The 15,753-nt window shown below is 66.7% G+C and carries 10 protein-coding genes and 4 pseudogenes; 9 read left to right on the forward strand and 5 right to left on the reverse strand.

What is annotated here, in order from left to right:
* Positions 1 to 219: 219 nt before the first annotated feature.
* Together ONR75_RS29480 and ONR75_RS29485 are read left to right on the forward strand one after the other, a co-directional pair.
* Complete coding sequence (locus ONR75_RS29480) at positions 220 to 1,896, forward strand: methyl-accepting chemotaxis protein (RefSeq protein ID WP_265080366.1); 1,677 nt, start codon at positions 220 to 222, stop codon at positions 1,894 to 1,896.
* 109 nt (positions 1,897 to 2,005) lie between these two features.
* Positions 2,006 to 2,209: a hypothetical protein gene (locus ONR75_RS29485; RefSeq protein ID WP_265080367.1), complete on the forward strand. Its 204-nt coding sequence runs from the start codon at positions 2,006 to 2,008 to the stop codon at positions 2,207 to 2,209.
* 344 nt (positions 2,210 to 2,553) lie between these two features.
* Here ONR75_RS29485 and ONR75_RS29490 read toward each other — a convergent pair.
* Positions 2,554 to 3,458: pseudogene (locus ONR75_RS29490) on the reverse strand (LysR family transcriptional regulator).
* Between the two features lie 94 nt (positions 3,459 to 3,552).
* Here ONR75_RS29490 and ONR75_RS29495 point away from each other — a divergent pair.
* From ONR75_RS29495 to ONR75_RS29505, 3 genes and pseudogenes are all read left to right on the forward strand, one after another.
* A pseudogene (locus ONR75_RS29495) lies at positions 3,553 to 4,430 on the forward strand (aldo/keto reductase family oxidoreductase).
* A 134-nt stretch (positions 4,431 to 4,564) separates the two neighbouring features.
* Entirely contained in the window at positions 4,565 to 5,302 is a 738-nt protein-coding gene (locus tag ONR75_RS29500; protein WP_265080368.1) for an aspartate/glutamate racemase family protein, read from the forward strand.
* Between the two features lie 82 nt (positions 5,303 to 5,384).
* The gene (locus tag ONR75_RS29505; RefSeq protein ID WP_265080369.1) at positions 5,385 to 5,612 is read left to right on the forward strand and encodes a YodC family protein; all 228 of its coding nucleotides are present in this window, start codon (positions 5,385 to 5,387) and stop codon (positions 5,610 to 5,612) included.
* A gap of 77 nt (positions 5,613 to 5,689) precedes the next feature.
* On the opposite strand, the pseudogene ONR75_RS29510 reads toward ONR75_RS29505, so the two are convergent.
* The 4 genes and pseudogenes from ONR75_RS29510 to ONR75_RS29525 all read right to left on the reverse strand — a co-directional run bounded on the left by ONR75_RS29510 (position 5,690) and on the right by ONR75_RS29525 (position 8,502).
* Positions 5,690 to 6,945: pseudogene (locus tag ONR75_RS29510) on the reverse strand (CCA tRNA nucleotidyltransferase).
* Positions 6,942 to 7,205 carry a DUF6111 family protein gene (locus ONR75_RS29515; RefSeq protein ID WP_265080370.1) on the reverse strand — a complete coding sequence of 88 codons (264 nt, stop codon included), beginning with the start codon at positions 7,203 to 7,205 and terminating at the stop codon, positions 6,942 to 6,944. Before ONR75_RS29515 ends, ONR75_RS29510 begins: the two are co-directional and overlap by 4 nt.
* Positions 7,202 to 7,837, reverse strand: a complete 636-nt coding sequence (locus tag ONR75_RS29520) for a CoA pyrophosphatase (protein WP_265080371.1) — start codon at positions 7,835 to 7,837, stop codon at positions 7,202 to 7,204. Before ONR75_RS29520 ends, ONR75_RS29515 begins: the two co-directional genes overlap by 4 nt.
* Positions 7,838 to 7,890: 53 nt before the next feature.
* Positions 7,891 to 8,502 carry a DUF1285 domain-containing protein gene (locus tag ONR75_RS29525; protein ID WP_265083847.1) on the reverse strand — a complete coding sequence of 204 codons (612 nt, stop codon included), beginning with the start codon at positions 8,500 to 8,502 and terminating at the stop codon, positions 7,891 to 7,893.
* A 218-nt stretch (positions 8,503 to 8,720) separates the two neighbouring features.
* Here ONR75_RS29525 and ONR75_RS29530 point away from each other — a divergent pair, with 218 nt between their 5' ends.
* From ONR75_RS29530 to ONR75_RS29545, 4 genes and pseudogenes are all read left to right on the forward strand, one after another.
* A complete protein-coding gene (locus tag ONR75_RS29530) occupies positions 8,721 to 9,722 on the forward strand; it encodes an AAA family ATPase (RefSeq protein ID WP_265080372.1) in 1,002 nt (333 codons plus the stop codon).
* The gene (locus tag ONR75_RS29535; RefSeq protein ID WP_265080373.1) at positions 9,722 to 10,666 is read left to right on the forward strand and encodes a DUF58 domain-containing protein; all 945 of its coding nucleotides are present in this window, start codon (positions 9,722 to 9,724) and stop codon (positions 10,664 to 10,666) included. The genes ONR75_RS29530 and ONR75_RS29535 overlap by 1 nt, the downstream gene beginning before the upstream one ends.
* Before the next feature lie 31 nt (positions 10,667 to 10,697).
* Positions 10,698 to 13,475: pseudogene (locus tag ONR75_RS29540) on the forward strand (DUF4159 domain-containing protein).
* Between the two features lie 158 nt (positions 13,476 to 13,633).
* Complete coding sequence (locus ONR75_RS29545; protein ID WP_265080374.1) at positions 13,634 to 15,697, forward strand: hypothetical protein; 2,064 nt, start codon at positions 13,634 to 13,636, stop codon at positions 15,695 to 15,697.
* The last annotated feature ends 56 nt before the right edge of the window (positions 15,698 to 15,753 follow it).

Below are 15,753 nucleotides of genomic sequence, written 5' to 3' on the forward strand. Positions count from 1 at the left end.
CGCGCGGCAATCCGGCTTCAGAGCTGAACGGTCACGTCCGACCGATATTCCCCGACATGCCCGTCGATATTGAATGATGGTATTAATGTAAGGGCAATGTTTGCCCCCGATAGTACCGGCAATTCGCTTCAGTACGTGGCGATTTTCATCAGCATTTTAATGACACCAGACTGCAATGGCTTGGAGCCGTCGCGGTCCAGCGAAGAACGACTGCACCTCATGCGCCTCACCCTGAAAACAACGCTCATCGGCATCCTCTCGGCGCTCGTCCTCCTGAGTGCGGGACAAGGAGTGACGGCCATCTCGAAGTCGCAGCAGATTCAAGCTGGCGCCGAGGATCTCGCCAGCAACTGGCTGCCCTCGATGAAGGTGCTCGGCGAGATCAAGTATCTGGCGACCCGGATTCGGCTGCTAGAGACCCGAATCGTCCAGAACGACGATCCGGCGATCCTTGCCGATACCGGATCCCGACTGGTCATCGCGCAGTCCGACATCGAGAAGCTCTTTCTCAAATATCAGTCGCTGATGTCAAACCCTGAAGAAAAAGCCCTGTGGTCGACGTTTACCGACCAATGGAGCACCTACATGGTCTTTCACAAACGGGCGCTGGCCGCTGCGGCAGCCGGCAAGAAAGAGGATTCTGCGGCGCTGTTCATCAAAGGCGCGAAAGCTTTCAACGCGGGGCTGGCCTCCCTCGATGCCGATATCGATCTGAACAACCAGGGCGCGGAAAAAGCCATCACGGTCGCCAACCAGACCTACGCGTCGGCAAAATCTACGACCTACACCGTCGCGGCCATCGCCGTGCTGATCGGCCTCGCCTCCGCAATCATCGTGATTGTCCGGGTCACGACGCCCCTGCAACGCATGAATGCCAAGATGAGAGTGATGGCCGAAGGCAATCTCGGCGAGGCCATCGACTATACCGAGCGCAATGACGAGATCGGCGACATGGCCAAGGCGCTGCAGGTGTTCAAGGACAACGGGCTGCGCGTGCGCGCGATGGAGGCCGAGCAGAAGGAACAGGAAGTCCGCACTGCCACCCAGCGCAAGGCCGAGATGATGAAGCTGGCCGGCGAATTCGAAGCCGCGGTCGGCGAAATCGTCGAGACGGTATCGTCGGCATCCACCGAACTCGAGGCCTCAGCCAGCACGCTGACGTCCACAGCGGAACGCGCGCAGGACCTCACCACCGCCGTCGCCGCGGCTTCGGAAGAAGCCTCTGCCAACGTGCAGTCGGTGGCCTCGGCGACCGAAGAGATGACCTCCTCCGTCAACGAGATCAGCCGCCAGGTGCAGGAATCCGCAGGGATCGCCAACCAGGCTGTCGAGCAGGCGCGCCACACCAATGCGCGCGTCGGCGAACTGGCCAAGGCTGCGGCACGGATCGGCGACGTCGTCGAACTCATCAACACCATCGCCGGCCAGACCAACCTGCTGGCGCTGAATGCTACCATCGAGGCGGCGCGCGCCGGCGATGCCGGCCGTGGCTTCGCTGTCGTCGCCTCCGAAGTAAAGGCGCTGGCGGAACAGACCGCCAAGGCCACCGGCGAGATCAGCCAGCAGATCAGCGGAATCCAGGCAGCAACGCAGGAGTCGGTGAACGCCATTCAGGAAATCGGCAACACCATCGGCCGGATGTCGGAGATCTCCTCGACCATCGCCTCGGCGGTGGAGGAACAGGGCGCGGCCACCCAGGAAATCTCCCGCAACGTGCAGCAGGCGGCGCAGGGCACCATGGCGGTGTCGTCCAACATCGTCGATGTGCAGCGCGGCGCCTCCGAAACCGGCGCGGCCTCCTCCCAGGTGTTCACGGCCGCCAAGTCGCTTTCCCAGGATAGCACCCGGCTGAAAAACGAAGTCAGCCGCTTCCTCGGCAACGTGCGCGCGGCCTAATTCACAAAACCGATACAGCACGCCGACGCCTGCCACCGCGGCCGTCGGCGTTCTGCTGTCGTCAGCCCCTTGCGCCACCCGCGTCGCTACATAATCCTTGCCGCGCGCCGTGAAAGTCTCACGAACGACAAACCCGTCCTGCGGCGACATCGGCCCGATCGGCACCGGCCCCGGCGGCATGATCAACGTGGCGTTGCTGCCGACGAAGATCAGGATGTGCCGGCGCTCCTGCAGCAGCTTCTCCGACCAGGCGCGCAGCCCCGACAGATACGGTTCCTTCTGCCATGCGAACGGCGCGCCGGGATCGACCTGACCATAGATGAAGCCGGTAGCCGGCCAGACCGAGAACACGATCTTGGAATGTTCGGGTTTCCAGGAGTCCGGCATCGAGGGGTCCTGGATCCAGACGCAGTCGAAGGTGCGGCACTGCTGCGGCCTGACATCGTAGATCTTGCAGCCCGAGCCGATGGCGCAATGCGTGCACCATTTGCCGGCCGGCTTGTTCAGGTCCTCGATGCGGTAGACCTTGCAGCACATGGTGCAGGTCCCGCAGGCACGGGCGGGCGGCGTCGCAGTCGTTGTGACCAGTGATGGCTCCATGGCCCCTGCCATACCAGTGATTTCGGCGGCAGCAAACGGCTCCGGGGTGGCACGCCGTCAGGATCGCGATCCCGATGCCCTGATAAAATCCACGAATGCCCGCAGCGGCGCAGGCACCAGACGGCGGCCGGGGTAGTACAGAAACGGCCCGGAAAAACTCATCCACCACGGTTCCAGCACGGGCTCAAGCGCGCTGCTCTCCATATGCGGGCGCAGCCAGTCCTCGAACAGCGCGACAATGCCGGTGCCGGCGATCGCCGCGTCGATCGCGAGATCGGTGCCGCCGCCGACCCGCACCACCAGCGGCCCGGTCACATCGACACGCACTTCCTCGCCGGCGCGCTCGAACTCCCAGGGCGGCATCGCGCCGCTGGCAAAGCGGCCCTGCAGGCAGGCATGGCCCAGCAGATCGCGCGGGTGCTGAGGCCGGCCATGGCGATCGAGATAGGCCGGGGACGCCGCGGTGGCGAAGCGCTGCACGCGCGGCCCGATCGGCACCGCGATCATGTCCTGTTCCAGCCGCTCGTCGTAGCGGATGCCGGCATCGCATCCGGTGGCGAGCACGTCGACAAAGCTCTCCTCGGTGACGATCTCCATCCGCACGTCGGGATAGGCCGCGAGGAAATCCGGGACGATGTGGGGCAGCACCAGCCGCGCGGCGCTGACCGGCACGTTGAGGCGCAACAGCCCCGCCGGCCGGTCGCGAAACCCGTTGACCACGTCGATGGCGGCCTCGACCTCGGTCAATGCCGGCCCCAGCCGCGCCAGCAGATGCGCGCCGGCCTCGGTGGGCACCACGCTGCGGGTGGTTCGGTTGAGCAGCCGGACGCCCAACTGGGTTTCCAGCCGCCGCACCGCCTCGCTGAGACCGGACGCACTGCGTCCGCCGATCCAGGCGGCGCGAAAGCCCCTGCCCGGGCCACAACCACGAATGCGTTCAAGTCCCCGAGATCGACATCCATTGTTCGCTTCTCCGCACAGCCCGTCCCGATTATACCGGATTATCGCGCGATGTCGCGACCGCTATCTGTGCGTGACCAACAACGGAGAGCGACCATGTCGACCATCGAAAAATCCGGCACATTTACCCTCGGCAACCGCAGCGTGACGCGGCTCGGCTACGGCGCCATGCAGCTCGCGGGGCCCGGCGTGTTCGGTCCGCCGAAAGACCGCAACGCCGCGCTGGCCGTCCTGCGCGAGGCCGTGGCCTCCGGGGTGAACCACATCGACACCAGCGACTTCTACGGCCCGCACGTCACCAACCAGATCATCCGCGAGGCGCTGCACCCCTATGCCGACGATCTCACCATTGTCACCAAGATCGGCGCACTGCGCGGCGACGATGCCTCATGGCGTCCGGCGTTCGCGCCGAAGCAATTGACCCAGGCCGTGCACGACAACCTGCGCAACCTCGGCCTGGACGTGCTCGACGTGGTCAACCTGCGCATCATGTTCGATGTCCACGGCCCCGCCGAGGGATCGATCGCGCCGATGCTCACGGTGCTGGCGGACCTGCAGCGTCAGGGTCTGGTGCGTCACATCGGGCTGAGCAACGTCACGGCGACGCAGGTCGCGGAAGGCCGCGGCATCTGCGACATCGTCTGCGTGCAGAACCACTACAACCTGGCGCATCGCGCCGACGATGCGCTGATCGACCAGCTGGCCCGCGACGGCATCGCCTACGTGCCGTTCTTTCCGCTCGGCGGCTTCACCCTCTGCAATCCTCCGGCCTGTCCGCGGTCGCCGCACGCCTCGGCGCCACCCCCATGCAAGTCGCACTTGCGTGGCTGCTGCGCCGCTCGCCCAACATCCTGCTGATCCCCGGCACCTCGTCACTCGGACACCTGCGGGAAAATCTGGATGCGGCCCAACTGGACCTCTCGGACGACGCCGTCGCCGAGCTGGAGCAGGTGGCAAGCAAGGTCGCTGCATAACGCGGGATTGCATAATGACGCTGCGATCGTAGGGTGGGCAAACTTTCGGCGCGCGCAGCGCGTCGAGGCGTGCCCACCATTTCGCGGGGCGGTGGGCACGGCGCCTTTGCCCACCCTGCGGCCCGAGACCACCCTTGCGCATCCTGCTGATCAATCCGAACACCACGCAAGGCGTCACCGACCTGGTCGCATCGCACGTCCGCGCAATCGCCGGCGATGCGGCCGCGTTCGTGCCGGTCACCGGCCGGTTCGGTGCCCGCTACATTTCCAGCCGGGCCTCGGCGGCCATTGCCGGTCACGCCGCGCTCGATGCCCTGGCTGTCCACGGCGACGGTTGTGACGCGGTGTATCTCGCCTGCTTCGGCGATCCCGGCCTGCTGGCGCTGCGCGAACTGGTCGACGTGCCGGTGGTCGGCATGGCCGAAGCCTCCTGCATCGCCGCCTGTACGCGCGGCCGCCGCTTCGCCATCGTCACCGGCGGCGCGCTGTGGCAGCCGATGCTGACCGAATTCGTCGCCACGCTCGGCCTGGCCGATCGCCTCGCCGCGGTCCGTACCATCGCGCCTACCGGCGGCGAGATTGCCGAAAATCCCGACGCCGCGCTGGTGCAACTGGCGGCCGCCTGCACCACTTGCGCCATCGACGATGGCGCCGAGGTGGTGATCCTCGGCGGCGCGGCACTGGCCGGGCTTGCGGCGCGAATCCAGCACGACGTACCGGTGCCGGTGCTCTGTTCCGTCGAAGTCGGAACCCGTGCGGCCATCGCCGCAGCAAATGAGACATCGTTTCGGCGCGCCGACCCACCGGCGCTCGACAGCACCGGCCTCGGCGCCGAACTGGCAGCATTGCTGCGGCAGACACGCGAACCATAATCGGCTAAACCGTCTGCGTGATCGGCCTGTCATGACAAACCGTTAGGCTCCCGCTCGCGATAACCCCATCAAGGAGCAGATTATGGATTTGAGACCAGGCGATGTCGTCATGCTGAAGTCCGGCGGTCATCCGCTGACCGTGGCCGAAGTCAACCAGACCTCGGTCGTGTGCATGTGGATGGGCGACGAAGGCGACCTGTTCCGCGAGACGCTGCCGCTGGCGGTGCTCGAGGTTCTCGAAGTCGACGAAACCGACGAAACCGACGACGAAGAAGAAGATGAAGAAGACGAGTCCGCCAAGGTTGCGTGATTCCAGGCAAGGTTGTCGTCACCCGGCTTGCGCGCAATTGCGCGCCGGCCGGGCGATGCCACCTCAGGAAGTGGCTCCTACAGCAGATGGTCGGCGCTGAACCGGGCCACCGTCGTATCGGCGATGGCCGTCATGGCCTCCGGTTCGAGCGGGAAGTCCTGCGCCAGCCAGGCGTCTTCCGCCAGCGCGATGACTTGGCCGAGTGCCGGCCCCTGGCAATGCCGCGCGCGATGAAGTCGGCCGCCTTCAACGGGAATTTCGGCGCGGTCCAGCGCTCAGGCAAGGTGACAAGGATTTTCCAGGGAGCGGGATCGACGCTTGATCCGGCACGCGCCCAGGCCAGCATGACCCGGTTGCGGTAGCGCTCCTCGCCGAGGCGATACAGCCGGCGCCGCGCCGTGGCTTCATCCATTCCCCGGAGCCGCCACCAGCGATGCCCCATGGAATCCAGTGCCCTGGTTTCGCCATTGGTCAGTCGCAAGCGCGTCGCAAGCCGTTTGGCGTCCTCGGTGACCGCTACGCCGAGCGCGCCGAGCCGCAAAATCGGATCGGCCGTCCAGCCCAGCGCCGCTTCCGCGGCCAGCATCGCCGCGAACGGTCCGGTATAGGCAACGCCGCCGAAAATCTGCAGCAGCAGCCCGCCATCGGCCATCGCCTGCACGGCCGCCATCGCGCCATCCGCGACCAGCAGTTTCAGCATTTCCATGCGCACACGCTCGGCGGAGAGGCCGGCCATGCCGGCGTGTCCGCGGATGCAGGCGAGCAGGCCTGCGCGTTCCGGCTCACCGGCGCCATACATCGCGTGGATGCGGAAGAAGCGCAGGATGCGCAGATAGTCCTCGGCAATGCGGCGGTCGGGATCGCCGATGAAGCGCACACGCCTGTCTGCAATGTCTTCCAGCCCGCCGACATGGTCGTGCACCACGCCGTCTGACGACACCGAAAGGCCGTTGATGGTGAAGTCGCGGCGCTCGGCATCGCGTACCCAGTCGCGACCGAACGCGACTGTCGCCTTGCGGCCGAAGGTCTCGACATCCTCGCGCAGCGTGGTGATCTCGAACGGCTGGCCGTCCACCACCAGCGTCACCGTGCCATGCGCGATGCCGGTCGGTACGCTCTTGATCTTCGCAGCCGCTGCGCGGCGGATCACTTCGTCGGGCAGTGCCGTGGTGGCGATATCGATGTCGCCGATCGGCAGCCGCATCAGCGCGTTGCGCACCGCGCCTCCGACGACACGCGCTTCCTCGCCGCCGCCATTGAGCAGCGCCAGCACGCGGGCCGCCGCGCCGGAGGTAAGCCAGGGCGCGTCATGGAGCACACGCGCGTCGGTCATTTCTCGACCCCGGGCACCAGCCTGCCGTTCTCGATATGCGCGGGAATGTAGGTCGAACTCGGCGGCGCACCCGAGAAGTTCGCAAGCAGCACCAGGCTGAGAATGGTCAGCAGCAGGGCCGCGATCGCCAGCTTGACGAGCACATGGACCGGCCACGACGTCTGCACCAGCACGCCGTTCCTGCTGGCCAGCAGGAACACGGCATAGAGCGCGAACGGAATCAGAAAGATGCCGATTTCCGTGAGGACCGGACGGATCATGGCAGGCAAATCCGTTCATACAGCACGCGCAGGATGCCTGCGGTCGCGCCCCAGATATAACGTTCCTCGAATGGCATCGCGTAATAGGAGCGCTCCGCGCCGCGGAATTCCTTGCTGTGCAGCTGATGATTGGCCGGATTCATCAGGAACGCCAGCGGCACCTCGAAGGCACTTTCGACTTCATTTTCGTTGACGCGCAGCGTGAAGCCGGGCTTGACCCGCGCCACCGTCGGCAGGATGCGGAAGCCGAAGGCGGTGCCGTAGAGATCGAGATAGCCGATCGGTTCGACATAGGAGCGGTCAAGCCCGACCTCCTCCTCGGCCTCGCGCAAGGCGGCGTCGAGCGGCGAAGCGTCTGATGCGTCGATCTTGCCGCCGGGAAAGGCGACCTGCCCGGCATGGTCGTTGAGATGCGCGGCGCGCTGCGTCAGCAAAATGGTCGGCTGTTCGTGCTGGACCACCGCGATCAGCACAGCGGCGGGCCGGATCGGCTGTTCGGCGGCGATGATCTGCAACATGCGGTCAGTGCCGGCGTCGCCGGACACCGGCACAACGGCGGCGTCGGTGAGGCCGGCAGGTACGTCGAAGTTCAATCGCGCCCGGGCGCGGTTGAAGAATTCCACAAAATTCAAATCTGACGAGGGTCTGTCCGCGGCAGTCGCGTCCGTCGTCAGCAACGACTCACTCAAGGCGCTTCCCTCATTTGCTCCGTATCCGCCATTGCGAAGAACTCACCCGCGGAGGCGATTCCAAACATCGCCTTGCCATCGACCACCCGCTCCTCGCCCATGTCAACCAGATCGTAATAGACCGCGCGCGTCACTTTCGCCCACAGCTCGGCTCTGACGTGGAGATAAGGCACCAGCCCGCCATCGGCCGCCATCTCGAAGCGAAGCCGATGCGCCGAATCGCAGACCACCCAGTCGTCCACATTGGTGCGAAACCGCAGCAGTTGGCCGCCCGCATCCTGCTCCCTGACCATCTCCACCGCCAGGAACGGTGCATCATCGACGGTGATGCCGACCTTCTCCACCGGGGTCACGAGAAAGTGCTTGCCGTCCTCGACCTTCAAGATCGACGAGAACAGCCGCACCAGCGCCGGGCGGCCGATCGGCGTTCCCAGGTAGAACCAGGTGCCGTCGGCAGCGATTCTCATGTCGAGATCGCCGCAGAACGGCGGATTCCACAGATGCACCGGCGGCAAGCCCTTCCCGGCTTTACCGCCCGCAGCGGCATCTCTGGCTGCATTGGTCAGCCCGTCGAGGCCTTGGGTCGCGATCTGCCCTTGCTTCGCCATTGTTTGCCCTGAGTTTGAGACTGCCGCTGGCACGATTGCTGCAAGTTCTCGGTTGCGGTGTTCTGATCCAACTCGCCGTATCGTGATGCGATCCATAGCTGCCGCCGGATAAGGTGGGGATAGTTTAATTCAACAAATACATGGCCTTCGCTAGAGTTTAGCATGAGGTTCATGGCAAGACGACGCCATCGGTGGCGTTTCACGCGAAGGAGCAACGGATGGCTGGCGACAGTGTCGAAAAACTGGAAGACGTGATCATCCGTTCCGCCGAGCAGGTCGCAGGACAGATGCGCGCGGCCAAGGAAGCGATCGCCACTGTGATCTTCGGCCAGGACAAGGTCGTCGAGAACACGCTGGTGACGATTCTGTCCGGCGGCCATGCGCTGCTGATCGGCGTCCCCGGCCTCGCCAAGACCAAGCTGGTCGAGACGCTCGGCGTGACACTGGGCCTCGACGCCAAGCGTATCCAGTTCACGCCGGACCTGATGCCGTCCGACATTCTCGGCGCCGAAGTGCTCGACGAGAGCGGCACCGGCAAGCGTTCGTTCCGCTTCATCGCCGGTCCGGTGTTCGCGCAACTGCTGATGGCCGACGAGATCAACCGCGCCAGCCCGCGCACCCAGTCGGCGCTGCTGCAGGCGATGCAGGAGCAGCACATCACCGTGGCCGGCGCACGGCACGACCTGCCGAAGCCGTTCCATGTGCTGGCGACGCAGAACCCGCTGGAGCAGGAAGGCACCTATCCGCTGCCGGAAGCCCAGCTCGACCGCTTCCTGATGGAAATCGACGTCGACTATCCCGACCGCGACGCCGAGCGCCGCATCCTGTTCGAAACCACCGGCGCCGATGAGACCATCGCCAAGGCCGCCATCACCTCCGATGTGCTGATCACCGCGCAGCGCCTGGTGCGTCGCCTGCCGGTCGGCGACAGCGTGGTGGAAGCGATCCTGACGCTGGTGCGCTCGGCGCGTCCTGGTCCCGACGCCGGCGATGCCGGCAAGCTGATCGCCTGGGGCCCCGGACCGCGCGCCAGCCAGTCGCTAATGCTCGCCGTACGCGCCAAGGCGCTGCTCGACGGCCGTCTTGCGCCGTCGATCGACGATGTGCTCGATCTCGCCGAGCCCATTCTCAAGCACCGCATGGCGCTGACCTTCCCGGCGCGCGCCGAGGGCCGCACCATTCCCGACGTGATCCGTCAGTTGAAGAAACGGATCGGTTGATGGCAGCAACGGCGGAGCAGGCCAGCCACGAAGCCATCGCAGTCCGACGCGCCGACGGGGAGAGCCGCTCGCTCGCCGCGACGCTGCCGCGTCTGGTGCTCGAGGCCCGCCGCATCGCCGCCAATGTGATCCACGGCCTGCACGGCCGCCGTCGCGCCGGCTCCGGCGAAAGCTTCTGGCAGTATCGCCGCTTCGTCTCCGGCGAGCCGGCGCAGAACGTCGACTGGCGGCGCTCGGCACGCGACGATCATCTCTATGTGCGCGAGCTCGAATGGGAAGCCGCGCACACCATCTGGCTGTGGCCCGACCGGTCGCTATCGATGGCGTTCGCCTCGAAGCAGGCGCGCGACAGCAAGCTGGAGCGCGCGCTGATCGTCACCTTCGCGCTGGCAGAACTGCTGGTGGCCGGCGGCGAACGCGTCGGCATTCCCGGCCTGATGAATCCCACCGCCAGCCGCGGCGTGCTCGACAAGATGGCGCAGGCGATCCTGCACGACACCGGCGCACGCGACAGCCTGCCGCCGTCCTTCGTGCCGGCGGCGCTGGCCGAGATCGTGGTGCTGTCCGACTTCTGGTCGCCGATGTCCGAGATCAGGACCATGCTGGCCGGCCTGTCGGCCTCCGGCGCGCACGGCACGCTGGTGCAGGTAGTCGATCCCGCCGAAGAGAGCTTTCCCTATTCCGGACGCGTCGAATTCATCGAGCCCGAAACCGGTCAGCTGATCACCGCCGGCCGCGCCGAAAGATGGGCGGAGGACTACGTCAACCGCGTCGCCATCCATCGCGACCAGATCCGCGCCGAGGCCGACAAGCTGGGCTGGATGTTCTCCACCCACACCACCAGCCGTTCGGCGGCAGAGCTGCTGCTATTCCTGCACAACGGCATGATGGTCAACAAAGGCAACAGCGGCGGCGCCGTCGTCAAGGCAGGACGGATCGCATGATGGCAGCCTTCCCCTCGCTTTCGCCCAGCCGCTGCTGCTGCTAGGTCTCGTCAGCCTTCCGGTGCTGTGGTGGCTGCTGCGGGTGATGCCGCCGCGGCCGCAGCGCGTGTCGTTTCCGCCGACCCGGCTGCTGTTCGAGATCGCGCCGAAGGAAGAAACCCCGTCACGCTCGCCGTGGTGGCTGACGCTGCTGCGCCTGCTCGCCGCAGCGCTGATCATCTTCGCCGCCGCCGGCCCGATCTGGAATCCGCAGACCGGCGCGACCGCCAGCAAGGCGCCGCTGGTGATCCTGCTCGATGACGGCTGGAGTGCCGCGTCGAGCTGGGATGCGCGCATCCGGGCCGCCGACGAGTTGATCGCCAATGCCGACAGCGATCGCCGCGGCGTCGCCTTGGTGCCGCTGTCGGAGCCGACCCGCGACATCACTTTGCTGCCGGGCGGCACCGCGCGCGTGGCGCTGCGCCAGCTGGCGCCAAAGCCCTATGCGGTCGAGCGGGTCGAGACGTTGCCGGCCATCGAACGCTTCCTGAAAGCCACCGGCGACAGCGAGCTGGTGTGGCTGTCCGACGGCGTCGACACCGGCCGCGGCACCGAATTCTCTGAAGGTCTCGGCAAGGTCATCGGCGACCGCACGCTGACGATCTATGACGGCGGTGCGGCGCCGGCCCATGCGCTGGCCGCCGCGGAGAACGCCGCGGCCAAGATGACCGTCAAGGTGCTGCGCGCCAGCGCCGGCGGACTCGATAGCGGCGTGGTGCGCGGGCTGGACCAGAAGGGCTCGCCGATCGGCGAGGCCAAGTTCACCTTCGCGCCGCAGGAGCGCGAGACCGAAGCCGCATTCGAACTGCCCGTGGAATTGCGCAACGACATCGCGCGGCTCGAAATTTCCGGCGAGCGCTCGGCCGGCGCGGTGCAACTGCTCGACAAGCGCTGGCGCCGCCGCGCCATCGGCATCGTCTCCGGCGCCACCACCGATACCGCGCAGCCGCTGCTGGCCTCGACCTTCTACCTGACCCGTGCGCTGGCGCCGTTCGCGGATGTGCGACTCGGCGACCGCGGCGCGCCGCAGCAGGCCATCGCCCAGTTCCTCGACCAGAAACTGCCGATGATCGTGCTCGCCGATGTCGGCACGCTGTCGCCGGAAATCCGCGAGCGCATTAACGCCTGGATCGCGCAGGGCGGCGTGCTGGTGCGCTTCGCCGGTCCCCGCCTCGCCCAGGCCGACGATGATCTGGTGCCGGTCAAACTGCGCCGCGGCGGACGCAGCCTCGGCGGCAGCCTCACCTGGGAGAAGCCGCAGCATCTGGCGTCGTTCGCCGCCGACAGTCCGTTCGCCGGCCTCGCCGTTCCCCCGATGTCACCATCAACCGTCAGGTGCTCGCCGAGCCCGACGCGGCGCTGGCGACCCGGACCTGGGCCTCTTTGGTCGACGGCACCCCGCTGGTGACCGGCGAACATCGCGGCAAGGGCTTGGTCACTCTGTTCCACGTCAGCGCCGACATGCGCTGGTCCGACCTGCCGCTGTCCGGCACCTTCGTGGAGATGCTGCGCCGGATCGTCGATATCTCCGGCTACACCTCGACTCCCGGCCCGGGCGTCGCTGCGGAGACCGGCACCGAAACGGTGGCGCCGCTGCGCACGCTGGACGGCTTTGGCGCGTTCGGCCCGCCCCTCCACCGCCAAGCCGCTGCCCGCCGACTTCCGCGACCGCGCCACGGTCGAACATCCGCCCGGCTTCTACGGCCCCGCCGACGGACCGCTCGCCGTCAATGCGCTGGCTGCCGCCGACCGCCTTGCTCCGCTCGACACCTCGGCCCTGAAGGCGCGCCGCGCCAGCTACACATCGGCCGAACCGCGCGACCTCAGAGGCATTCTGCTGTCCACCGCGCTGGCGCTGTTCCTGATCGACGCGGTGATCGTCGCCCTGCTCGGCGGCGGCTTTGCCGCGCTGATACGGCGGCGTGCAGCGACCGCCGCACTGGCTCTGGCATTGGCGCTGACCGCCACGATGGGCTCGCCATCGCCGGTGCGCGCCGATGCCGCCAGCGACGACTTCGCCATCAAGGCGGTGGCGCAGACGCGCCTCGCTTACGTAGTCACCGGCAATGCCGACGTCGATTCCATCGTCAAGGCGGGCATGACCGGGCTGACGCTCTTCCTCGCGCAACGCACCGCGCTGGAGGCCGGCGAGCCGGTCGGCATCGATCCCGCCCGCGACGAACTGGCCTTCTTCCCGCTGATCTACTGGCCGATCGTGCCGGGCGCGCCGAAGCCGCCGCAGGATGCCATCAACCGCATCGACGCCTATATGAAGCAGGGCGGCACCGTTCTGTTCGACACCCGCGACGCCGTCGAGGCGCCGCCGGGACCGGGCGGCGAGTCGCAGACGCCGGGCATGCTGACCTTGCGCAACATCCTCTCGTCGCTTGATGTGCCGGAACTCGAGCCGGTGCCACGCGAACACGTGCTGACCAAGACGTTCTACCTGCTGCGCGACTTCCCCGGCCGCTTCAACTCCGGACCGACCTGGGTCGAGGCGCTGCCGCGCGAGGATGCGGACGAGGCCGCCTCACGCCCGGCGCGCGGCGGCGACGGCGTGTCGCCGATCATCATCACCTCCAACGATCTCGCCGGCGCATGGGCGCTGCGCCCGGACGGCCAGCCGATGCTGCCACTGACCCCCGGCGAACCGCGCCAGCGCGAATTCGCTTTCCGCGCCGGCGTCAACATCGTGATGTACACGCTGACCGGCAACTACAAGGCCGACCAGGTCCATGCGCCGGCGCTGATCGAACGGCTGGGACAATGATGATGTTGCGAGCCTCCGACCTCTCAGCCGTCATGGCCGGGCAAGCGCGAAGCTTCGCTTCGCGAGATGTCCCGGCCATCCACGGCCTTCTGCACCAGATGCACGTGGATGCCCGGCACAAGGCCGGGCATGACGGCGTTTGTGGAGGCATCACGTAAATGCAATACGGCATCGTCTTCACGCCGCTCGTCCCGACCATCGTGCTGTGGATCGGCATCGCCGCGATCGCTGTGATCGCCGTGCTGCTGCGGATCGGCCGCGCGCGCGGCGCGCTGGTGCGGGTGGCGGCGCTGGTGCTGATTCTGCTGGCGCTGGCCAATCCGTCATTCACGCGCGAGGAGCGCGAACCGCTGACCTCCGTGGCGGCCGTGGTGGTGGACAAGAGCCCGAGCCAGAGCTTTGGCGAGCGCACCAAGGAGACCGCCGAAGCACAGCAGGCGCTGGTCGACCGTCTCAAGCAGGTCAAGGGCCTCGAAGTCCGTGTCGTCGAGGCCGGCCAGGCCGACGGCGAGACCGACGGCACCCGGCTGTTCGGCGCACTGTCGTCCGCCCTGTCGGATGTGCCCACCGACCGCGTCGCCGGCGCCTTTCTGATCACCGACGGCCGCGTGCACGATATTCCCGCCAATGCCGCAGCACTCGGCTTTACCGCGCCGGTGCATGCGCTGATCACCGGCCGCAGCAACGAACGCGACCGCCGCATCGCCATTACCGCGGCGCCGCGCTTCGGCATCGTCGGGCAGCCACAGACCATCACCTACCGGCTCGACGATCAGGGCGTGACCGGGCAGCGCGCCCAGGTCGTCGTCCGCCGCGACGGCGACGTGCTCAGCGAGCGCACGGTGATGTCCGGCCAGACCGTCAGCATCGACATCGATATCAAGCACGCCGGCCCGAACATCGTCGAGATCGAGGCTTCGCCGCTAGAGAACGAGCTGACTTTGGTCAACAACCGCGCGGTGGTGGCCATCGACGGCGTGCGCGACAAACTGCGGGTGCTGCTGGTATCGGGCGAACCGCATGCCGGCGAGCGCACCTGGCGCAACCTGCTGAAATCCGACGCGTCCATCGACCTCGTGCACTTCACCATTCTGCGGCCGCCGGAAAAACAGGACGGCACGCCTATCAACGAGCTCTCGCTGATCGCGTTTCCGACCCGCGAACTGTTCCAGGTCAAGATCAACGAATTCCAACTGATCATCTTTGATCGCTATGCCCGTCAGGGTGTGCTGCCGATCGCCTATTTCGACAACATCGCGCGCTATGTGCGCAACGGCGGCGCGGTGCTGGTGTCGGCCGGTCCCGACTACGCCTCGAGCACCAGCATCTGGCGCACGCCGCTGGATTCAGTGCTGCCCGCCGAGCCGGTCGGCGTGACCGAAAGGCCGTTCTATGCGCATCTGTCCGACATGGGCAAACGCCATCCGGTGACCCGCGGCCTTGAAGGCGGCGCCTCCGAGCCGCCGAAATGGAGCCGCTTCTTCCGCACCGTCGAGACCCGCAACACCACCACGCCGCCGGTGATGACCGGCGCCGATGGAAAGCCGCTGCTGCTGCTGTCGCGCTCCGGCGAGGGCCGCGTGGCGCTGCTGCTGTCCGATCACATCTGGCTTTGGGCGCGTGGCTATGAAGGCGGCGGCCCGCACCTCGATCTGCTGAGAAGGATGTCGCACTGGCTGATGAAGCAGCCCGATCTCGATGAGGAGGCGCTGAAGCTCTCGATCGCCGGCAAGGACCTCGTGGTCAACAGGCAGACCATGGGCGACACGGTGGCGCCGGTGACGGTGACCTCGCCATCCGGCAAGATGCGCGAGCTGACATTGGCTGCCGGCGAACCAGGCCTGTGGCGCGCCAGCACGCCCGCCGACGGACTCGGGCTCTGGCAAGCCACCGACGGCACACTGAAGGCGCTGATCAATATCGGTCCGATCAACCCCAAGGAATTCTCCGAAGTCACCTCGACGACGGAGATGTTGCGGCCGCTGGCGCAGGCCACCGGCGGCGACTCCCGGCGGATCCATGACGGCGCCAGCCTCGATCTGCCACGCATCGTGCCGGTGCGCTCATCCTCGGTGTTCCGTGGCGACGGCTGGATGGGCGTGCATATGCGCGACGCCAGCGTGGTCCGCGGCGTCGGCGTGCTTCCGGTCTTCGCCGGTTTGATAGGGCTACTGCTGCTGCTCGGCGCCTTCGCCGCCACATGGCTGCGCGAGAGCCGCTAGAGTCTGATCCATCAAGAGTGAAGCATTTCAATCTTGTCCCGGACGCGGTGCGGCAT

Source organism: Rhodopseudomonas sp. P2A-2r, assembly GCF_026015985.1.
In the GTDB taxonomy this organism is placed as follows: Bacteria; Pseudomonadota; Alphaproteobacteria; order Rhizobiales; family Xanthobacteraceae; genus Tardiphaga.